The sequence below is a fragment of the Mycetocola zhadangensis genome (assembly GCF_003668565.1).
In the GTDB taxonomy this organism is placed as follows: domain Bacteria; phylum Actinomycetota; class Actinomycetes; order Actinomycetales; family Microbacteriaceae; genus Mycetocola_A; species Mycetocola_A zhadangensis.
In genome coordinates this window covers 683,469-698,891 of the sequence record NZ_RCWJ01000002.1, presented here as the reverse complement: position 1 = coordinate 698,891, position 15,423 = coordinate 683,469, and the positions used below count along the sequence as shown (strand labels likewise).

18 protein-coding genes are annotated in these 15,423 nt (G+C 63.3%); 5 read left to right on the top strand and 13 right to left on the bottom strand.

Annotated features, from left to right (window positions below; genetic code table 11):
* Positions 1-18: 18 nt before the first annotated feature.
* From D9V28_RS09920 to D9V28_RS09900, 5 genes are all read right to left on the bottom strand, one after another.
* Positions 19-936, bottom strand: coding sequence for an SDR family NAD(P)-dependent oxidoreductase (locus D9V28_RS09920; protein WP_121659528.1), 918 nt, complete (start codon positions 934-936; stop codon positions 19-21).
* Positions 933-1,232 carry a chorismate mutase gene (locus D9V28_RS09915; protein WP_121659527.1) on the bottom strand — a complete coding sequence of 100 codons (300 nt, stop codon included), beginning with the start codon at positions 1,230-1,232 and terminating at the stop codon, positions 933-935. The genes D9V28_RS09920 and D9V28_RS09915 overlap by 4 nt, the downstream gene beginning before the upstream one ends.
* 97 nt (positions 1,233-1,329) lie before the next feature.
* Positions 1,330-2,724, bottom strand: coding sequence for an FtsX-like permease family protein (locus D9V28_RS09910; protein WP_229727821.1), 1,395 nt, complete (start codon positions 2,722-2,724; stop codon positions 1,330-1,332).
* Entirely contained in the window at positions 2,721-3,497 is a 777-nt protein-coding gene (locus tag D9V28_RS09905) for an ABC transporter ATP-binding protein (protein ID WP_121659525.1), read from the bottom strand. The genes D9V28_RS09910 and D9V28_RS09905 overlap by 4 nt, the downstream gene beginning before the upstream one ends.
* Positions 3,498-3,587: 90 nt before the next feature.
* Positions 3,588-4,553, bottom strand: a complete 966-nt coding sequence (locus D9V28_RS09900) for a DMT family transporter (RefSeq protein ID WP_308472466.1) — start codon at positions 4,551-4,553, stop codon at positions 3,588-3,590.
* A 196-nt stretch (positions 4,554-4,749) separates the two neighbouring features.
* On the opposite strand from D9V28_RS09900, the gene D9V28_RS09895 reads away from it, so the two are divergent.
* Entirely contained in the window at positions 4,750-5,481 is a 732-nt protein-coding gene (locus D9V28_RS09895) for a GAP family protein (RefSeq protein ID WP_121659734.1), read from the top strand.
* A 34-nt stretch (positions 5,482-5,515) separates the two neighbouring features.
* Here the strand turns inward: D9V28_RS09895 and D9V28_RS09890 are convergent, their stop codons facing one another.
* The gene (locus D9V28_RS09890) at positions 5,516-6,151 is read right to left on the bottom strand and encodes a GNAT family N-acetyltransferase (RefSeq protein ID WP_183086485.1); all 636 of its coding nucleotides are present in this window, start codon (positions 6,149-6,151) and stop codon (positions 5,516-5,518) included.
* On the bottom strand, positions 6,151-7,278 hold the full coding sequence (locus D9V28_RS09885; protein WP_183086484.1) for a lactonase family protein: 1,128 nt from the start codon (positions 7,276-7,278) through the stop codon (positions 6,151-6,153). Before D9V28_RS09885 ends, D9V28_RS09890 begins: the two co-directional genes overlap by 1 nt.
* A 38-nt stretch (positions 7,279-7,316) precedes the next feature.
* On the opposite strand from D9V28_RS09885, the gene D9V28_RS09880 reads away from it, so the two are divergent.
* From D9V28_RS09880 to D9V28_RS09865, 4 genes are all read left to right on the top strand, one after another.
* The gene (locus D9V28_RS09880; protein WP_121659522.1) at positions 7,317-7,925 is read left to right on the top strand and encodes a maleylpyruvate isomerase N-terminal domain-containing protein; all 609 of its coding nucleotides are present in this window, start codon (positions 7,317-7,319) and stop codon (positions 7,923-7,925) included.
* Between the two features lie 76 nt (positions 7,926-8,001).
* Positions 8,002-9,015, top strand: a complete 1,014-nt coding sequence (locus D9V28_RS09875; protein WP_121659521.1) for an ATP-binding cassette domain-containing protein — start codon at positions 8,002-8,004, stop codon at positions 9,013-9,015.
* A complete protein-coding gene (locus D9V28_RS09870) occupies positions 9,012-9,869 on the top strand; it encodes an ABC transporter permease (RefSeq protein ID WP_121659520.1) in 858 nt (285 codons plus the stop codon). Before D9V28_RS09875 ends, D9V28_RS09870 begins: the two co-directional genes overlap by 4 nt.
* A gap of 182 nt (positions 9,870-10,051) precedes the next feature.
* The gene (locus D9V28_RS09865; RefSeq protein WP_121659519.1) at positions 10,052-10,471 is read left to right on the top strand and encodes an Hpt domain-containing protein; all 420 of its coding nucleotides are present in this window, start codon (positions 10,052-10,054) and stop codon (positions 10,469-10,471) included.
* Here the strand turns inward: D9V28_RS09865 and D9V28_RS09860 are convergent.
* The 6 genes from D9V28_RS09860 to D9V28_RS09835 form a co-directional block, all read right to left on the bottom strand.
* Positions 10,468-11,322, bottom strand: coding sequence for a response regulator transcription factor (locus D9V28_RS09860; protein WP_121659732.1), 855 nt, complete (start codon positions 11,320-11,322; stop codon positions 10,468-10,470). The genes D9V28_RS09865 and D9V28_RS09860 overlap by 4 nt on opposite strands.
* Positions 11,323-11,408: 86 nt before the next feature.
* Positions 11,409-12,149: a hypothetical protein gene (locus tag D9V28_RS09855; protein ID WP_121659518.1), complete on the bottom strand. Its 741-nt coding sequence runs from the start codon at positions 12,147-12,149 to the stop codon at positions 11,409-11,411.
* A complete protein-coding gene (locus tag D9V28_RS09850; RefSeq protein WP_121659517.1) occupies positions 12,146-13,138 on the bottom strand; it encodes a hypothetical protein in 993 nt (330 codons plus the stop codon). Before D9V28_RS09850 ends, D9V28_RS09855 begins: the two co-directional genes overlap by 4 nt.
* Positions 13,135-13,830 (bottom strand): SipW-dependent-type signal peptide-containing protein, encoded by a 696-nt coding sequence (locus D9V28_RS09845; RefSeq protein WP_183086483.1) that lies wholly within the window; start codon positions 13,828-13,830, stop codon positions 13,135-13,137. The genes D9V28_RS09850 and D9V28_RS09845 overlap by 4 nt, the downstream gene beginning before the upstream one ends.
* A gap of 2 nt (positions 13,831-13,832) precedes the next feature.
* Positions 13,833-14,429, bottom strand: a complete 597-nt coding sequence (locus tag D9V28_RS09840) for an alternate-type signal peptide domain-containing protein (RefSeq protein ID WP_121659515.1) — start codon at positions 14,427-14,429, stop codon at positions 13,833-13,835.
* A 160-nt stretch (positions 14,430-14,589) separates the two neighbouring features.
* A complete protein-coding gene (locus D9V28_RS09835) occupies positions 14,590-15,135 on the bottom strand; it encodes an alternate-type signal peptide domain-containing protein (protein WP_147440963.1) in 546 nt (181 codons plus the stop codon).
* Between the last annotated feature and the right edge of the window lie 288 nt (positions 15,136-15,423).

Here is a 15,423-nt window from a genome sequence, read left to right as displayed (position 1 = left end):
CGTCCCCCGCTGGGGCGGCTAGAGCAGCGGAATGCCCGTCGCGACCTCTGCCTCAGCCCAGATCGCGGCGGCTACTCGCTCGTCCGTCGTGATCCGGGCGGGCTTCATCGCGACGGGCTCGCCCTTCATCAGGTAGCGCGGCCCATAGAACGTGCCACCCTCAGCGGCCGGGTCGATGGCCGCACGCACGATCGGCGATGCGCCGTCTTCCTTACCCTGGGTGAACGGAGTCTGCAGCGTGTCGACGAACCGGCCGAGCCGCGACGGCTCGTTGACGCCGGGCACCGTGCGCGTGCGCCCCGAGATCGAATAGCCGGGGTGGGCAACGAGCGATCGAGTGCCACTCCCCCGCGCGACCAGTCGCCGGTCGAGCTCATAACCGAACGACGAGAGCATGATCTTCGAGTAGGCGTACGCGTTCCAGCCCGAGTACCGCCGTTCCTGCTGCAGGTCGTCGGTGTTCAGCCGAACGAGCATACTGGCGAGGCTGCCGAGCGAGACGATGCGAGAACCCGAGGTCCGCTCAAGGGCGGGCAGCGCGGCGGCGGTGAGGGCGAACGCTCCGAAGAAGTTCGTCCCTGTGACCAGTTCGAGCCCGTCCGCCGTGAGCTCCCGGCGGCGCGGGGCGTGGACGATCCCGGCGTTGTTCACGAGCACGTCGAGACGCGGCAGGTCGGCGAGCCGAGCGCCAGCATCGCGCACGGACCCGAGGTCGGCCACATCGAGCGGCACCACAGTGAGGTCTGCGGTCGGTACGTGGGCGCGAATGGCTTGCACCGCGGCATCCGCTCGCTTGGAATTTCTCGTCAGGAGAATGACGGATGCTCCGGTGCCAGCGAGTGCATAGGCTGTCCAGAACCCGATTCCAGCGTTGGCACCTGTGACCGCGACGACCTTGCCTGTTTGCAGTGGCAGGTCGTTGGGGTTCCAGGTCATCGCTCGCCCGCTGCGATCTGTTCGTGGTGGTGGATGACCTCCGCCACAACGAAGTTGAACCACTTTTCGGCGAACGCCGGGTCGAGGTGGGCGTCTTCGGCGAGGGCGCGCAGCCGGGCGATCTGGCGCTTCTCTCGCTCAGGGTCAGCGGCGGGGAGGTCGTGTTCGGCCTTGAGACGCCCAACCTGCTGGGTGGCCTTGAAGCGTTCGGCGAGCATGTGGATGAGGGCCGCATCAATGTTGTCGATGGTGGATCTCAGGCTGAGGAGCTCGTCTGTTACTTCGTTGTCGACCATGAACTCAATCTATCGTGCCGACCGAGAATGCCCCGAGCCGCACCGCTCGGAAGCGGAGCGGGCACGGGGCAACGCGAGTAACGCGGGCGGTTCGGCGCTAGAGCCGTTCGGGCTCGCGGAGCACCCGGGTGAGCACAGGGCCGGTTGCCCGGAGCGCGAGCCAGACCAGGAAAACGCCGCCGATGAGACATCCGGCGATCACGATCAGCGACGCAGGGGCAACGATGAACGATATTCCGACGAGCGGGAAGACGAGCACGCCACCGACGAGCGCTGATCCGATCGTGACGAACCGCAACGGGCTCATGACGGTGCGTGAGCGGAACTTTTCGATGACCTCGCGGGGCATACCGAGCCGATCGAGGCTCACGTAGAGGTCGCGGCGGTCGAGGATGTTCGCTGCCTGGTTCACTCCGACCGAGCAGGCCACCATGAGGAAACTCGTCACAACGGTGATGATGATTCCGGTGCGAATGTCTGCCAGGAGCAGCATGGTGTCTTCCTCGTAGTCGCCGGTGAGGCTGCTCACGACAGCGATGCCCGTGCCCGCAACAACGGCGATGAAACTCGTCATGGCGACTCCGGACACCTGTCTCCACGCGGCCTTGGGTGACTCGAGGATTCCCCGGGCGGCGATGAGCTGGGCAGCGGATTTTGCCCGTCGAAGGGACAGCTTCGCTGCGATGCCGAGCGCCCACGGTCCGATGAGGTTGAGCACAGCGATGCCGATACCGATGCCTGTGCCAAGCACGGCGATGGTGAGTGCAGCATCGGCGATTCCCGACATTGAGCCGAGCAGGGCGTATGCACCGATGATCGCGAGAACGCCGACCACGATACGCGTCCAGTGCATTTTCGGAGCCGTCTGGCGCGTCCGAACGCCGAGCGGCGAGATGGTCACCCGGCGGAGGCCGATCGCAGCGCTGATCGCGGCCAGTGCGGCGACGGCGACAACGACGATCAGGAGAACCCCGGGACCAACCCACAACGCTCCGGCGCCGATGGCTTCACCCGCGAACGGAATGAGGCCGACGAAAGGCATCGCGATCAGGTAGAGCACGATGCCGACCAGAGACCCGAGCACCGCTATCGCTGTCGATTCGAGCACCGTCATTTGAGTCACGGTTCCTGGCGTTGCGCCGAGCAGCCGCAGGGTGGCGAGCCGGTCGTCACGGCGCCGAGCCGACAACCGAGCGGCAGCGCCACCGAGAGAGGCGAGCGGCACGAGCAACAGCACGAGGGCGAGCACGCTGAGCATTTGGTAGACGGTCGCGTCTGCGTTGTCATCGAGCGTCCAGCGCGAGAACATCATGCCGCCGCCGAGCACGATCAGCACGAGGGCTGTGGTCACCGCGAAAGCGAGACCCGGAAGCACGAGCAGGGCAGCGCTCTGGGCACTCGGCCTTGCAAGCAGCCAGGTCAGACGGGCGACGGGCGCCCGAGATCGAGAAGCGGATGCCATCGGTGGCGTAGTCGTTATTGTTGCGGTCATGCTGACACCGCGCGGCCTGTCGAACCGGCTGTCTGTGCGGACGGCAGCACTCGGCCGTCACGGAGGTGGATCACTCGAGAACACCGAGCAGCGACTGCGTCATCGTGGGTGACGATGACGAGCGCGTGCCCCTGGCCGACCGTTGAGCCGAGCAGGGCGTTCAGGACGTCTTCGCTCGTCGCCGAGTCGAGCGCGCCGGTTGGCTCGTCTGCGAAGACGACCGTCGCTCCGGTGACCTGCGCACGGGCGATGGCGACGCGCTGCGCCTGACCGCCGGAGAGTTCACCGATCCGGCGAGCTTCCATTCCAGCGAGGCCGAGGGCGGCGAGCCAGTGCTGGGCGCGTCCCTCTGCTTCACGGCGTGGGTATCCGGCGAGCATGAGTGGAAGGGCGACGTTCTCAATCGCGGTGAGCTCCGGAATGAGGAGTCCCTGCTGGAAGACAAAGCCGAACGCTTCGCGGCGGAGGCGTGAGCGGTCACGCTCGTTCATCGCCGTGACGTCCACCGACCCGGATGGGGACTGGAAGTCGACCCTGCCGGAGTCGGGCGAGGTGATTCCGGCGAGAGTATGGAGAAGGGTGGTTTTACCGGAGCCGGACGCACCCATGATCGCGACAGATTCGCCCGCCCGGATCGAGATGTCCATTCCGGCGAGGGCTGTGCTCGATCCGTAGGTTTTCACCAGGGCTGAGCCGGAGAGGATGGCCGGAGCCGAGAATGCTGTCGTGTGCGGTGTTGCGTTTGCCGGAAATGGAGGCGTCGAAAAGTTCATGGTTCCAGACTCGCCTGCACCGTGGCATCCGCACATCGTGCCGCAGGTTGACTGGGCGTCATCCTCGCGAGTGACATCCGCCCGGCCGGGTCAGCTCGAGGGAACGGCCCGCCTCGACAGCCGAAGGCGTTTCTGGGTCAGGAGAATACCGAGGAAGACAATGACCGCTCCGAGAGGTTCGTTCCAGCCGAGGGATTCAGAGAGGAGCAGGACACCGAGGATCACGCCGACAACGGGTGTGATGTACGTGACGCTTGAGGTCGCGGTCGGGCCCCACGCGGCGAGGACATTCATGTTCCAGATGTAGACGATGCCGGTACCAAACGCACCGAGACCGACGAGGCTGAGCACCACCCAAATGTCGAGGTCGACCGGGTGCCACGCCATCACCGGGGTGAGAAGAAGCATGATCACACCGGCGATGGCGATGTACGTGAACGCGGCGGTGATCGACGGTACGTGGTACGGCGCGAGAAACTTTTTAAAGTAGCCGAGGCTGAAACCGTACGACGCGACGGCGGCGATGCAGGCGACCTGGCCCTGCCATTCACCTGAGAACGTGCCCGCCTGCCACGGAGCGACGATGACGATCACTCCGAGAATGCCGACGGCGACGCCGAGGACCTGCCCGGCGCTGAGCTTCTCAACTCGGAAAAGCAACGTCGCTGCGAGTGCGGTCATGATGGGTGTGACCGCGTTGAGGATCGAGGCGAGGCTCGACGAGATGTACTGCTCAGACCAGGCGAACAGCGAGTACGGGATCACGCAGTAGGTGAGTGCGATGACCGTGAAGTGCAGCCAGATTTTCGGGTTGCGCGGCAGCTTCGCTCGAGTGACCAGCGCGATGACACCGAGGGTGATCGCGCCGAGCAGGATGCGCGTCCATGCCACCTGACCGAACGAGACGCCGGTCAACGCAACCTTCATGAAGAGGAAACTGGCACCCCAGACCAGCCCCATTGCGATGAACTGGAAGGTGATGCTGCGGGAGCTCCCCAGCGCGGTCAAAGTCGTGCCGGCTGATTGGACCGGAGCGGAGGGAGGGGCTGAAGACATTCCCACAATCTACTCGGGCGAGAAGAAGTCGACCGGCGGAAATCGGACACCGAACCTCGACTTTCTGCCCGATACAAAACGGAGAACGCCAGCTCCCCTGCGCGCGGTGTACTGTCACCCCAAAGATGTTCATGGCTCGGGAGGGCCGGTCGGAGAGGCGATTCGCGACGATGTCCGGCATCAGCAGGCTGTGACCATGACGATCACGCTCGCCGTCTCGCTTCTCGTGCTCGCGCTCATTGACTCGACAAGTTTCGGCACTCTGCTCATCCCGATCTGGCTGTTGCTCGCACCTGGAGCGGTGCGCGCGGGTCGTGTCCTTCTCTTCCTCGGGACGGTCGCCGGCTTCTACTTCGTGGTCGGAATCCTCCTGAGTGCCGGTGTCGGCAGGTTTTTGTCTGACCCCGAAATTTTGAACGGGCCCGTCGTGGTCCGCGTGCAGCTTGTCGTCGGCCTCGGCCTGTTCGCCTGGAGCTTCTTCCTCGGCAAGAAGAAACGCACCGCTGACGGAACACGCGAACAGGGACGGCTGTTGCGCTGGCGGGACCGAGCGATGAACGACGGCGGTGGCGGTTCAGTGGGAAGCCTCATAGCACTCGCCCTCGGCGCTGCAGCCCTCGAGCTCGCGTCCATGCTGCCGTATCTCGCGGCCATCGGACTCGTTGCCGCAGAGGGACTCGACCCACCGACGCGAACGCTTGTTCTCGCCGCCTACTGCCTTGTCATGATCACCCCTGCACTTCTCCTTCTGATCGGGCGCCTGGCTGCGCGTCGTGCCGTTGAACCTCTGCTCACACGAATCGCGAGCTGGATGGAGAAGAGGGGCGGCGAGACGACGGCATGGGTCGTCGGCATCCTCGGCTTTTTCATCGCGCGGGATGCACTCGTACGAATCCCCGAGTTCACCAGGTTCCTCGACTCCTTGTGAACCAGCCGTCGAACGCGAGCGCCCTCAGCGCGGGTCAGCGAGTGATGAGAACGATGGGCGCGTCCACACCGGCGAGTCTTCGTTCCAAGCCGGCACGGACCCCTGGCCACTCCTCGACGATGACAGAGAACATCGCCGTCGTGCGCCACGTGCCGTCAGCACGACGTTTATGCCGGCGGATCAGGCCCTCGAAGGTTGCGCCGATCTTGGCGATTGCGGCGCGCGAGCGTTCGTTGCGTTCGTCGGCCTGGATCGTCACCCGACCAAATCCACTGTCGAACGCTAGGCCGAGCAGCATTAGTTTCGCCTCAGCGTTCACCGCTGTCCCCCACACCCGTGGGTCGTATGCAGTCCAGCCCAGCTGTGTGTGCTCGTTGTGCTCGTCGAAGTCACCGAGAGTCGAGGTACCCGCGATCACCCCGTCCAATTCGCCGCCGACAAGTCGAATAGTGAACGACTGGTTGGCACCCTGCGCGTAGTACGACTCCGCGAACCGGACGAATCCGTCGAAATCTTTGGGAAGTCCAGCCGGACCGCCTCCGTATCCTCCGGCAAACACCTCAGGGCGAGCGAGTGCGGCGAAGAGTCCTGGGTAATCTTCGGGCGTCATCGGGTCGAGCCGGATGAACCGGCCAATCAGAGGCGCCGGCGCGGGAATGCGAGCCGCCACTACGCGCGCACCAGGCAAGTCGGCGAACCGGCTTCGACCGAGCCGAGGAGCTTCGACGGGATGCCGCGCGCGTCGAGCGAAAACGACGACACCTCGTTCGACCGCTGGTTGGCGACGTGCAGAAACCGGCCGGACTCGACGTGGTGGCGCGGCCAGTTGCCGCCGGAGTCGACGTCCGAAATGGCACGCAGTGTCGAACCGTCGCCACCGATCGACACGGTGGACACCCGGTTCGTCCCCCGAATCGAGACGTGCAACTGTTCCCGCGACACAGCAAGGCTGATCTCGGACGCGTTGTCGCCGTTCTCGATCGAGTCGGCTGTGGCGAGAACGGATGCCACGACTCGCCAAACGCCATCGTCACCGTGCCCGAGGGTGAAGATCTCGTTGGAGTATTCGGTGACCAGGTGAATGTGTCCTGATGGGTGCCAGACGAGGTGCCGAGGTCCCACACCAAACGGAAGCACAATCTCCTGGGCGAGGCTCACCCGGGTTCCGGCGCGACGCCAGATCCGGACGGTGTCGTGGCCGAGGTCGGTCGTTGCGATTCGTCCGTTCGGGAGCACGAGTGAGGCGTGGGCGCGAGACTGGCGGTCGACGGCAGCGTCATCGACCGCTTTGCGCAGGGCGAGTTCAGCGAACGGGTCGTCACCGAAGTCGGCATTCTCGAGCTCGGCCGCACGGGCCGCGAGGGGGTCACCGTATGGGTCATTCGACGCCGCAGCCGGAACACCGTCTGACGCGAACGAACCATTGGCTGCCAGGGCGTAGAGCAGAACCCGGCCGTCGCCATAACAACTGGCAATCAAAGTCGAGCCATCCGGGGTCACGGTCAGCTGGCAGACCGAGTCGCCGGCTTCGATCGGCTTGCCGAGCGGAAGGAGTCCGGATTCTCCGCGCCGCGCCAGGGCTTCCACCTGGCCGGATTTTTCCAGCGCCGCGTAGACGACAGGTAACGTCGGGTGCACGGCGACGAACGACGGGGAGTCGAGCTGCGAGTGCGACACCGGTTTGAGGGTGCCCTTTTCTTCCTGCCGCAGTGCGCTGATTCCGGCACCGGACCTGCCGGCATCCGCTGTGTAGGAACCAAGCCAGAACAGTGGGGTGGGGTTCTCGAGCTGAGCCATGCTCTTCAGTCTGACACCAGTTCGTGCGAGCATGAACCATGGCTACAGCTGAGAAGTTTTCGAGGGCTGCTGACGCGTTCGTTGATGTGGTTCGCGGCATCAAACCGGACACCTGGGAGACCCACGGGCTCGGAGTCTGGAGTGTTCGATCACTCGTCGGCCACACAGCTCGGGCGCTCATCACCGTGTGCGACTACCTCGAACTCGACCCGGCCAGCCAGGTCGATATGGAAACCGCAGGCGACTACTACGGCCAGATCTACCTCGTCTACACAAACCCCGAGGCCATTGCACAGCGCGGGGTTCAGGCGGGCATCGCGCTCGGGGATAATCCGATCGACGCTATCGAAGCGTTGAAGAAGCGTGCGCTCAACCTGATTTCAGCACAGGATGCCACGCGGCTGGTTTCCCTCGGCGGCATGGGCATTCCGTTGGACGAATATTTGAAGACCCGTGTCTTCGAGCTCGTGGTGCACTCGATCGATATCGCACGGGCGACCGGGCAGGAAGCCCACTTTACGGCGGACCTGATCGAGGAGAGCGCTTCGCTGGCGGCCGGGATCGCCGCTCGGAAGGGCGATGGCGAGCAGGTGCTCATGGCGCTGACCGGGCGTGAACAACTGCCGGAGGGCTTCAGCGTCGTCTGATCCTGCTCTCTCCGTCTCGAAACGAGTTCACGCCGAAGACCTTTTCTCCGGAGAACGCCCGGGGTATCTTCGGACGATGGGTTTCATCGAAGCTCGGGATCTACGGAAGATCTACACTCCCAAGGGAGCTGAGCCCGTTCACGCACTGGACGGGCTCGACCTCGACGTGCCAGAGGGCACGATCACCGCGATCCTCGGGCCGAATGGGGCCGGGAAGACCACCGCCGTCAAGGTGCTCACGACGCTCATCACGCCAGACAGCGGCACGGCGACGATCGGCGGCGTCAACGTGCTGAATCGGCCGGAGGCGATTCGGCCGATCATTGGAGTGTCTGGGCAATACGCCGCGGTCGACGAGAACCTCACCGGGTTCGAGAACCTCGATATGGTCGGGCGGCTGTACCACCTCGGAGCCAGGGCGTCGCGGGCGAGGGCGCGTGAGCTCATCGATCTGTTTGAGCTGTCCGAGGCGCAGAATCGCCCGGTCAAGGGGTTCTCCGGCGGCATGCGGCGGCGGATCGACCTGGCCGGCGCACTGGTGACCCGGCCGCGGGTGCTCTTTCTCGATGAACCAACGACGGGCCTCGACCCGCGAAGCAGGCTCGGCATGTGGGACATCATTCGCTCACTTGTCGATGGTGGAACGACGGTGCTGCTGACAACGCAGTACCTGGAAGAAGCGGACCAACTCGCGGACGACATCAGTGTGATTGACACGGGAAAGGTGATCGCGAAGGGCACAGCCGATGAGCTGAAAGCCTCTGTTGGCGGCCAACGGGTGGAGCTCAACCTCGTCACAGCGGAGAACGCGGCGGAGACGGTCGAGATCATGCGGCGACTCGGAACGGCGGAGCCTGCCGTGTCGAACGACTCCCGCACGGTGACCGTGAGTGTGGAGAGCGGGCCTGAGGCGCTGCGGGTTGTGCTTGCCGAACTGAGCGAACGGAACATCGCACTGTTCGACGCCGGAATGCGGCGGCCGACCCTCGACGACGTGTTCCTGCGCCTGACCGGGCACGTCGCGACAGACGAGTCTGACGACACAACCGAAACAGCGTCCGGGCGCACGAGAGCCAGGAAGACGACATGACCGGAACGACAGCAACACCGAGACCACCGGGAGTTGACGCGCCTCAGCAGCCGGGCGCACTCGCCGGGTGGTTCAACGACGGCTGGATCACCACGAGGCGCAACCTCATCAAGATCAAGCGCGTTCCTGACATCCTCGTTTTCACGACGCTTCAGCCGATCATGTTTGTGCTGCTGTTCACCTACGTCTATGCGGGTGTGATCGAGATTCCGGGGAGCACGTACGTCGACTTCATCATGGCCGGCATCTTTGCCCAAACCGTTGTGTTCGGTTCCACCTACTCCGGTTCGGCGATGGCGCAGGACCTCAAGGACGGCATCATCGACCGCTTCCGCACCCTGCCGATGAGTCCGTCAGCGGTGCTGGTCGGTCGGACCAATGGTGACCTGCTCATCAACAGCATTTCCATGGTCGTGATGATGGTCACCGGCTTCATCGTCGGCTGGCGCATCCACTCCAGTTTCCTTGAGGCCGTCGCGGGGGTTGCACTGCTCCTTTTGTTCGCCTACGCGCTGTCGTGGGTGATGGCGCTCCTCGGAATGATGGTGCGCAGCCCGGAAGTCATCAACAACGTGTCGTTCCTCATACTCTTTCCGCTCACCTTCATTTCCAACGCCTTTGTCCCAGCCGAGAGCCTCCCTGAACCGCTGCGAACCTTTGCTCTGTGGAATCCGGTCACCGCACTGGTGCAGGCCGCGCGTGAACTGTTCGGAAACGTTCCGCCTGGCACCCCAGTTGGCGACAGTTGGGTGCAGCAGAACCCGGCGATCGCCGTGCTGGTCGGCGTCACCGTGATTCTGCTCATCTTCGTTCCGTTGGCAGTACGGCGGTTCTCACAGGTCACCTCACGGTGAATTCGGGCCGTTTCCGATGCAAGAGGGTCGAATCTTGCAGAAAACTTGACCGGAGGCATCCGTCAATCCTGATCTTCGGACGTCATGCTTCCTATAGGTGGTTCCCCCCGATACCACCGGAAGGCGGTCCCCCCAGGACCGCTGGACGGGCAGGTGCCCGGCTGAGTTGAGATTGGTGCACGGTGACGTTTCCCCCGAACGACCCGAGCCTCTCCCTCGCCGGGCAGCTGCCCCTCTTTGATGGCGCCGCACTTTCTGAACTCTTCGGCGCACTCAACAACGATCGTGATGCCGTTATCGGTTTCGTGTCGGCCTTCATCGAGCAGTGGCCGAGCCGGCTCGCTCGAATCGACGACCGGATTCGTGCGAACAATCCGCCCGACGCGCTCACCGCTGTGCTGAGCCTCAAGGTGTCGAGCCAGATGCTCGGTGCATCGCAGCTGACCTCGATGTGTGCCGAGCTCGAGCGCATCATCGGTGATGGCGACTTCGCCGCGGCAATTCACCGGGTGGAAACCCTGTGCCTCATCGGCACCAATACGCTCCTGGCCCTTGAAAAACGTCGCCCGGTGATCGACACCGAGTTGCCCGGATCGCTCTAGGCTTTGCCCTGCAGGTCGCGTGCTGGCGGAAGCCGGTAGCCGACACCGCGCACAGTCTCGACCCACAACGGGTTCTTCGGGTCGTCAGACAGCTTGCGGCGCAAATTGGCGAAGTGGACTTCAATCGCGCGTTCCTCTGATTCGCTGACGTAGTCGTTGGCGACGTACTCCTCGTCGCGGAGATCGCGAACGAGGTCTGCCTTGGAGCGCACGCGGCGCCTGCTGCTGAGCAATGACTGGAGCAGATCGAACTCGGTGCGGGTGAGATCGAGTTCTGCACCGTTCAATTCGACGGTGCGGGTGTCGGCGTTGAGGGTGAGCCCGTTGTGGGTGAACACGAGTTCGTCGTTGTTCCCGGCCGGGGTTGGCTGGTGCGCCGCAGGTGCCTGGGCTGGGTGTTGAGCAGGTGTCTCGGAAACCGGAGCCGGTGTGCTGTCTGGAGCGACAGCATCCGTTGGGGAAGTCGCGGCCGAGGCGCGGGGGCGACGCATCATGGCTTCGATGCGTGCGCGTAATTCGCGGGGACGGAACGGCTTGATGACATAGTCGTCTGCGCCGGATTCGAGTCCGAAGAGAAGGTCGGCTTCGTCGCCCTGTGCCGTGATCATGACGATGTAGCAGTCACTGAACAGGCGGATACGACGGGCAACTTCGAGGCCGTCGATATCGATGAGTCCGATGTCGAGCGTCACGATATTCGGTGCGAGGGTTCGAACGAGTTCGACGCCGTCTGCGCCGTCTGCTGTTGACGAGACCTCGAAGCCAGCCTGACGAAGGACTGTTTCGATCAGTCCTCGAATATCGGCGTCATCTTCGATGACAACCGCGGTGCGGGTGGAGCGATCTGACATGTTTTTCGGCATTCCCCTGACGGTCGCACCGACTGCCCAGCTCTGGTCTCGATGCGTGTGTAACCCCCTGTCACACTTCTAGAACCTTAGCCCGGGTTGCCCGATTGGTGTGATTTTCGCTTACCCCCGAGAAGGATGAGCCCAAAAGTGGTAATCAGTGCGGCAACGATCAAGATTTCACGAACGGATGCTCCGGTGCCGGGAAGAAACGGAAGTATGGTTGCGAGGCCGCCGGGGTTCGCTGAGGTTGCCGGGGACTGCACCGGAGTTGGTGTGTTTGCGTCTGGCCCAGAAGTCGGAAGGTCTGCGGCTGTGAGAACAACCGAGAGATCGAGCTCCTGCTCCTGGGTGGCGTTGCTCGACGCAAATGGCAGTTCGAGGGAGATGTCAATGGGAACGTTCGCTGCCGAGCTGCGGCCGAGGTCGAGAACCGCGTCGCCTCTCATGAGGGCGGCGGCCGATGACTTGAGCTCGAGTCCGTTGACGCTGGCGGTGATGACCACATCGTCTTCGATCGGTGTTGGGAGTGCGTCGCTGTCGTCTGCGGGGTTCGCGAGGGTGATGAGAAGGCTGGATTCGCCAGGGCCGGTGCGGTGAGCGACCACTGTCGTTCGAAGCGTGTCTCCTGGGACGATCACGAGATCGGTGAACAGGTTCCCGACGGGGCTTCCATCGACCCGCGTCAGGTGGAGGGTGCGCTCCTCAGGTTCGGCGTGTGCTGCCGTTGCGCCGGCGAAAGCGAGCGTCGTTGCCACTGTCGCGACCGCCAGGGCGGCGCCGATGCGGCCGAGCTTGTGGCCGGAGGTGCGGAGGACGGGACTGATCATCCGACGAACACCTCCACCATGAGATCCGGTGCGGGAGGGGTTGTGCCCCACCACTCAAGGACAACCCACTGTGTCTGGGTGCTGCTCCGAAGAAGGTTGGCCGCTGAGGTGCCATTGACGTCGGCGACGGTGGAGGGGGTCGGGGTGCAGCACCGCGTCGCGTCGCCGTTTCCGTAGGTCTCGGCGAGGTAGGTCACCGATTTGGCGGTGTACGCGTTTGTTGCTGTCGCAACTGTGGTGGGGCTGGCCGCGCGCACGGTGACGCCGGTACCTGGCGTGACTCGACAGGATGAGGTTGAACACACCGGATCCGCTCCGGTGTTTGTGTTCGTTCTTCCGGCGTCGAGAAGCCAGCTGTAGCGGGTCGTCACGGGTTGCGGGTTGGCTCCGGCGGCTGCTCCGAGGAAGTTGTATCCACGGTGCAAATCTCGAAGTTCGGTCGCAGGCACCGTCCCGGTGTTTGTTGCGGCATTGGAGATCGGGTTCGAATTGGTCTGAAGACGTGCCGACGCAAACTGACCGACCGTCGGGGTTCCCGGCTGGCCCCAGACGAATCTGGATGGCTCGTACGATGTAGATCGCCACGAGGTCATCTTGAGGCTGGTTGAGTTGACAGCTGGCAGGTCTGAGCAGCTCCAGAGCCGTATCCCGACCTGGTTGGGGGCGGCCGTCACAGACTGGACCGGGGCGAAACTGGCGTCATCAATGACGGGAACGATAATCATCTGAACTGCAGTGGTTGCACCACTCCCCTCCGGTGCGTTCAGCGTGGGGAATTCGCTCACCTTGTAGACGTTCGTCTCCGCGGTGGGATTGGGCACCGAGCACCAGTTGCCGACACCGGACGCGCCGGTTTTTGTGACCTCGGCGCTCGTCAGGGAGGCATCGGTTGTGGCAGCCGGCATGCCAGCGAACACGACCGCCAGTGCGGCGATGGCGCTCAGCAGGGTGAGTTTCGACCCCCGGAGTCTCTTCGTGTGAATAGTCATCGTTCTTCCGATCGAGGGACCTGAGTAGTGAACGCCCGAACCTCGAAGTTGGCGACCGGTTTGAGTGCCGTTGACGTTCCGCGGCTGGAAGCGAGAACACGAGCAACGTCAACGCCGTTTTTCACGGCTGGAAGAGAGAGGTCGATGGTGATGGTGCAGGTGCGTTCGCTGACTGTTGGTCCCGGCTTCATCGTTTTTCCCTGAGTTGGCAGCAGGGTCCAGGTCAAAACGTCTCCGCTGACGGTTGGGGTCGGGTTGATGACACACATTCCGGTCGCTGTCGCGATGGCGTCCAGATAGCCGGCTGTGTACACGGCACCCCAGGCATCCTTTGCGGACGACGTGACCTGTCCGTTGACGTATCCCTGAGCTCCGTCGGTTGGCCCACCGGTCAGGGTGTACGTGATTCTTTGGCCGAGCTTGCCTGGGATAAGTCCGGTTGTGGACGAGGACACGGTCGAGGACACAAGGTTCGCGTTGTTCATGGCGTATGACGTGACTACCGGTTCTGCTGCGAGAAGCGAGAGGCCGGCGGCCGAATCGATGGTTTGGTTCGGCGATGCTGTCTGGTCGCTCCAGAATGCGAGTGTTCCGGGAGACCCGAGGAGAACAATGCCGGCAAGCACAGCAGCGGCTGACGCAGCGAATGGCGCAAGCCGAAATGCTGTGCGCCGGGATGATGCTGCGCTCACGATTAGCCGGCGGCGATCTGCGTGAGCGAGTATGTGGCACCGAGTGTGACTTTGCCGCCCATGGCAGCGTTGGAATCGCCGACCTTGCCCCAGGGGAACTTCACGACGAGAACGACAGGAACGGTTCCGTTGGTCACTGTCGATGGTGTGAGGGCGAGTTTGGCCGTTGTTGAGCCTGCTGCCGGCTTGCCGTTGATCGACGAGACTCCGATCGAGACGACCTTGCTCAGGGCAACATCAGCGGCTGGTTCCGTTGGCATTACTTTGGTCGGGGTGACTGCGAGCTCAGCTTTGAGGTTCTGGCCGACGAGTTTTACGGGGACGTTGACTGTGACATTGATGACATCACCGGGGACGATTGCGCCGCCCGTGTAGTTCACCGGCTGTGAGCAGGTCGTTTCGTTGCACTGAATGATGGTGGCGGCGGCGAAGCTTTCGGTGCCGATGGTTCCCAGGTCGAGTGAACCGGTTTGGATGTCCTGGGTCGTGCTGGTTGTGTCCGACCAGAAGGCGAGGGAACCTGCGCCGCCGAGGAGGAGGACGGCGCCGAGAAGAGCGGCGAGGGAGGAGACGAGAAGGGTGCGGATGGGCTTCTTCATGACGGTTCCTTCCGAGCCGGTGGGATGAACGAGGGTTGTGAATGCTGTGGTGGGGTGTTGCTTGTGCGGGAATCGGGCCCTGCCATGTCGGGTACGCGACAGGGCCCGTGGGATCAGCGTGATGGCTGATCCCGCCTCCGCTGCAGGTGAAGCTGTGTTATTACGGGGTGACCGTTGTGCCGGCCGCGACCTGGGTGAGCGTGTACTTGGCGGTGACCGTTGCCGTCTTGAGCTCGGTCACGTCGTCGAGTGCGTCAGCGCTGTCACCGAACGGGAAGGTGACCTTGATGGTTACCTTGGGGTTTGCGGTTGTCGTGAAGTCGGCAGTGGTGGTTGCGACGCCGTCGATGAGAACGGTGACGGGCAGTCCGGCAAGGGCGCCGGTGAGCGCGGGGGCCTCAACCTTGAGTGTTGCCTTGTTGTTGGTTCCCTGGAGAACGACAGGAACCGTGGCTGTGTTGGTGACGACGTCGCCCGGAACGATGGGGGTCGTGGCGGAGAAGGCGATCGAGGCGGTCGACTTGCCCTGGGCGGTCTGCTGGAGCTTCCAGTCATTTCCTACGGTGCCGAGGTCGAGCTTGCCGGAGTTGATGACCTGGCTGGTGGTGCTGTCGGTGTCAGACCAGTAGGCCAGCGTGCCTGCCCCGCCGAGGAGCAGAACCGCTCCGACCGTTGCAGCGATCGCTGCGGTTGTCGTCTTCTTCATGTTGAACTTCTTCACGGTGCGCTTCTTCCTGAGGGGCGGGGTGGCAGCGGAGGAGCTACCTGAGTTTGGGATGTTTTCCGCTTTCGCTTCCAACGAGTTCTATATTTCGCGGGCTCGATCAAGAACGACCGTCCGAGATCCGCAAGGTTCGAATAGTTCTTGAAGCGACCCATAAGGTTTCCGCAGGATTGACTACAGAGCGGATATGGGATGTCTGGGGCGATCTTGAGAATGACCACCAAACCGTGATTTGTGGCAGATCCGTGTGGGACGTGACCGGCGTAGCAT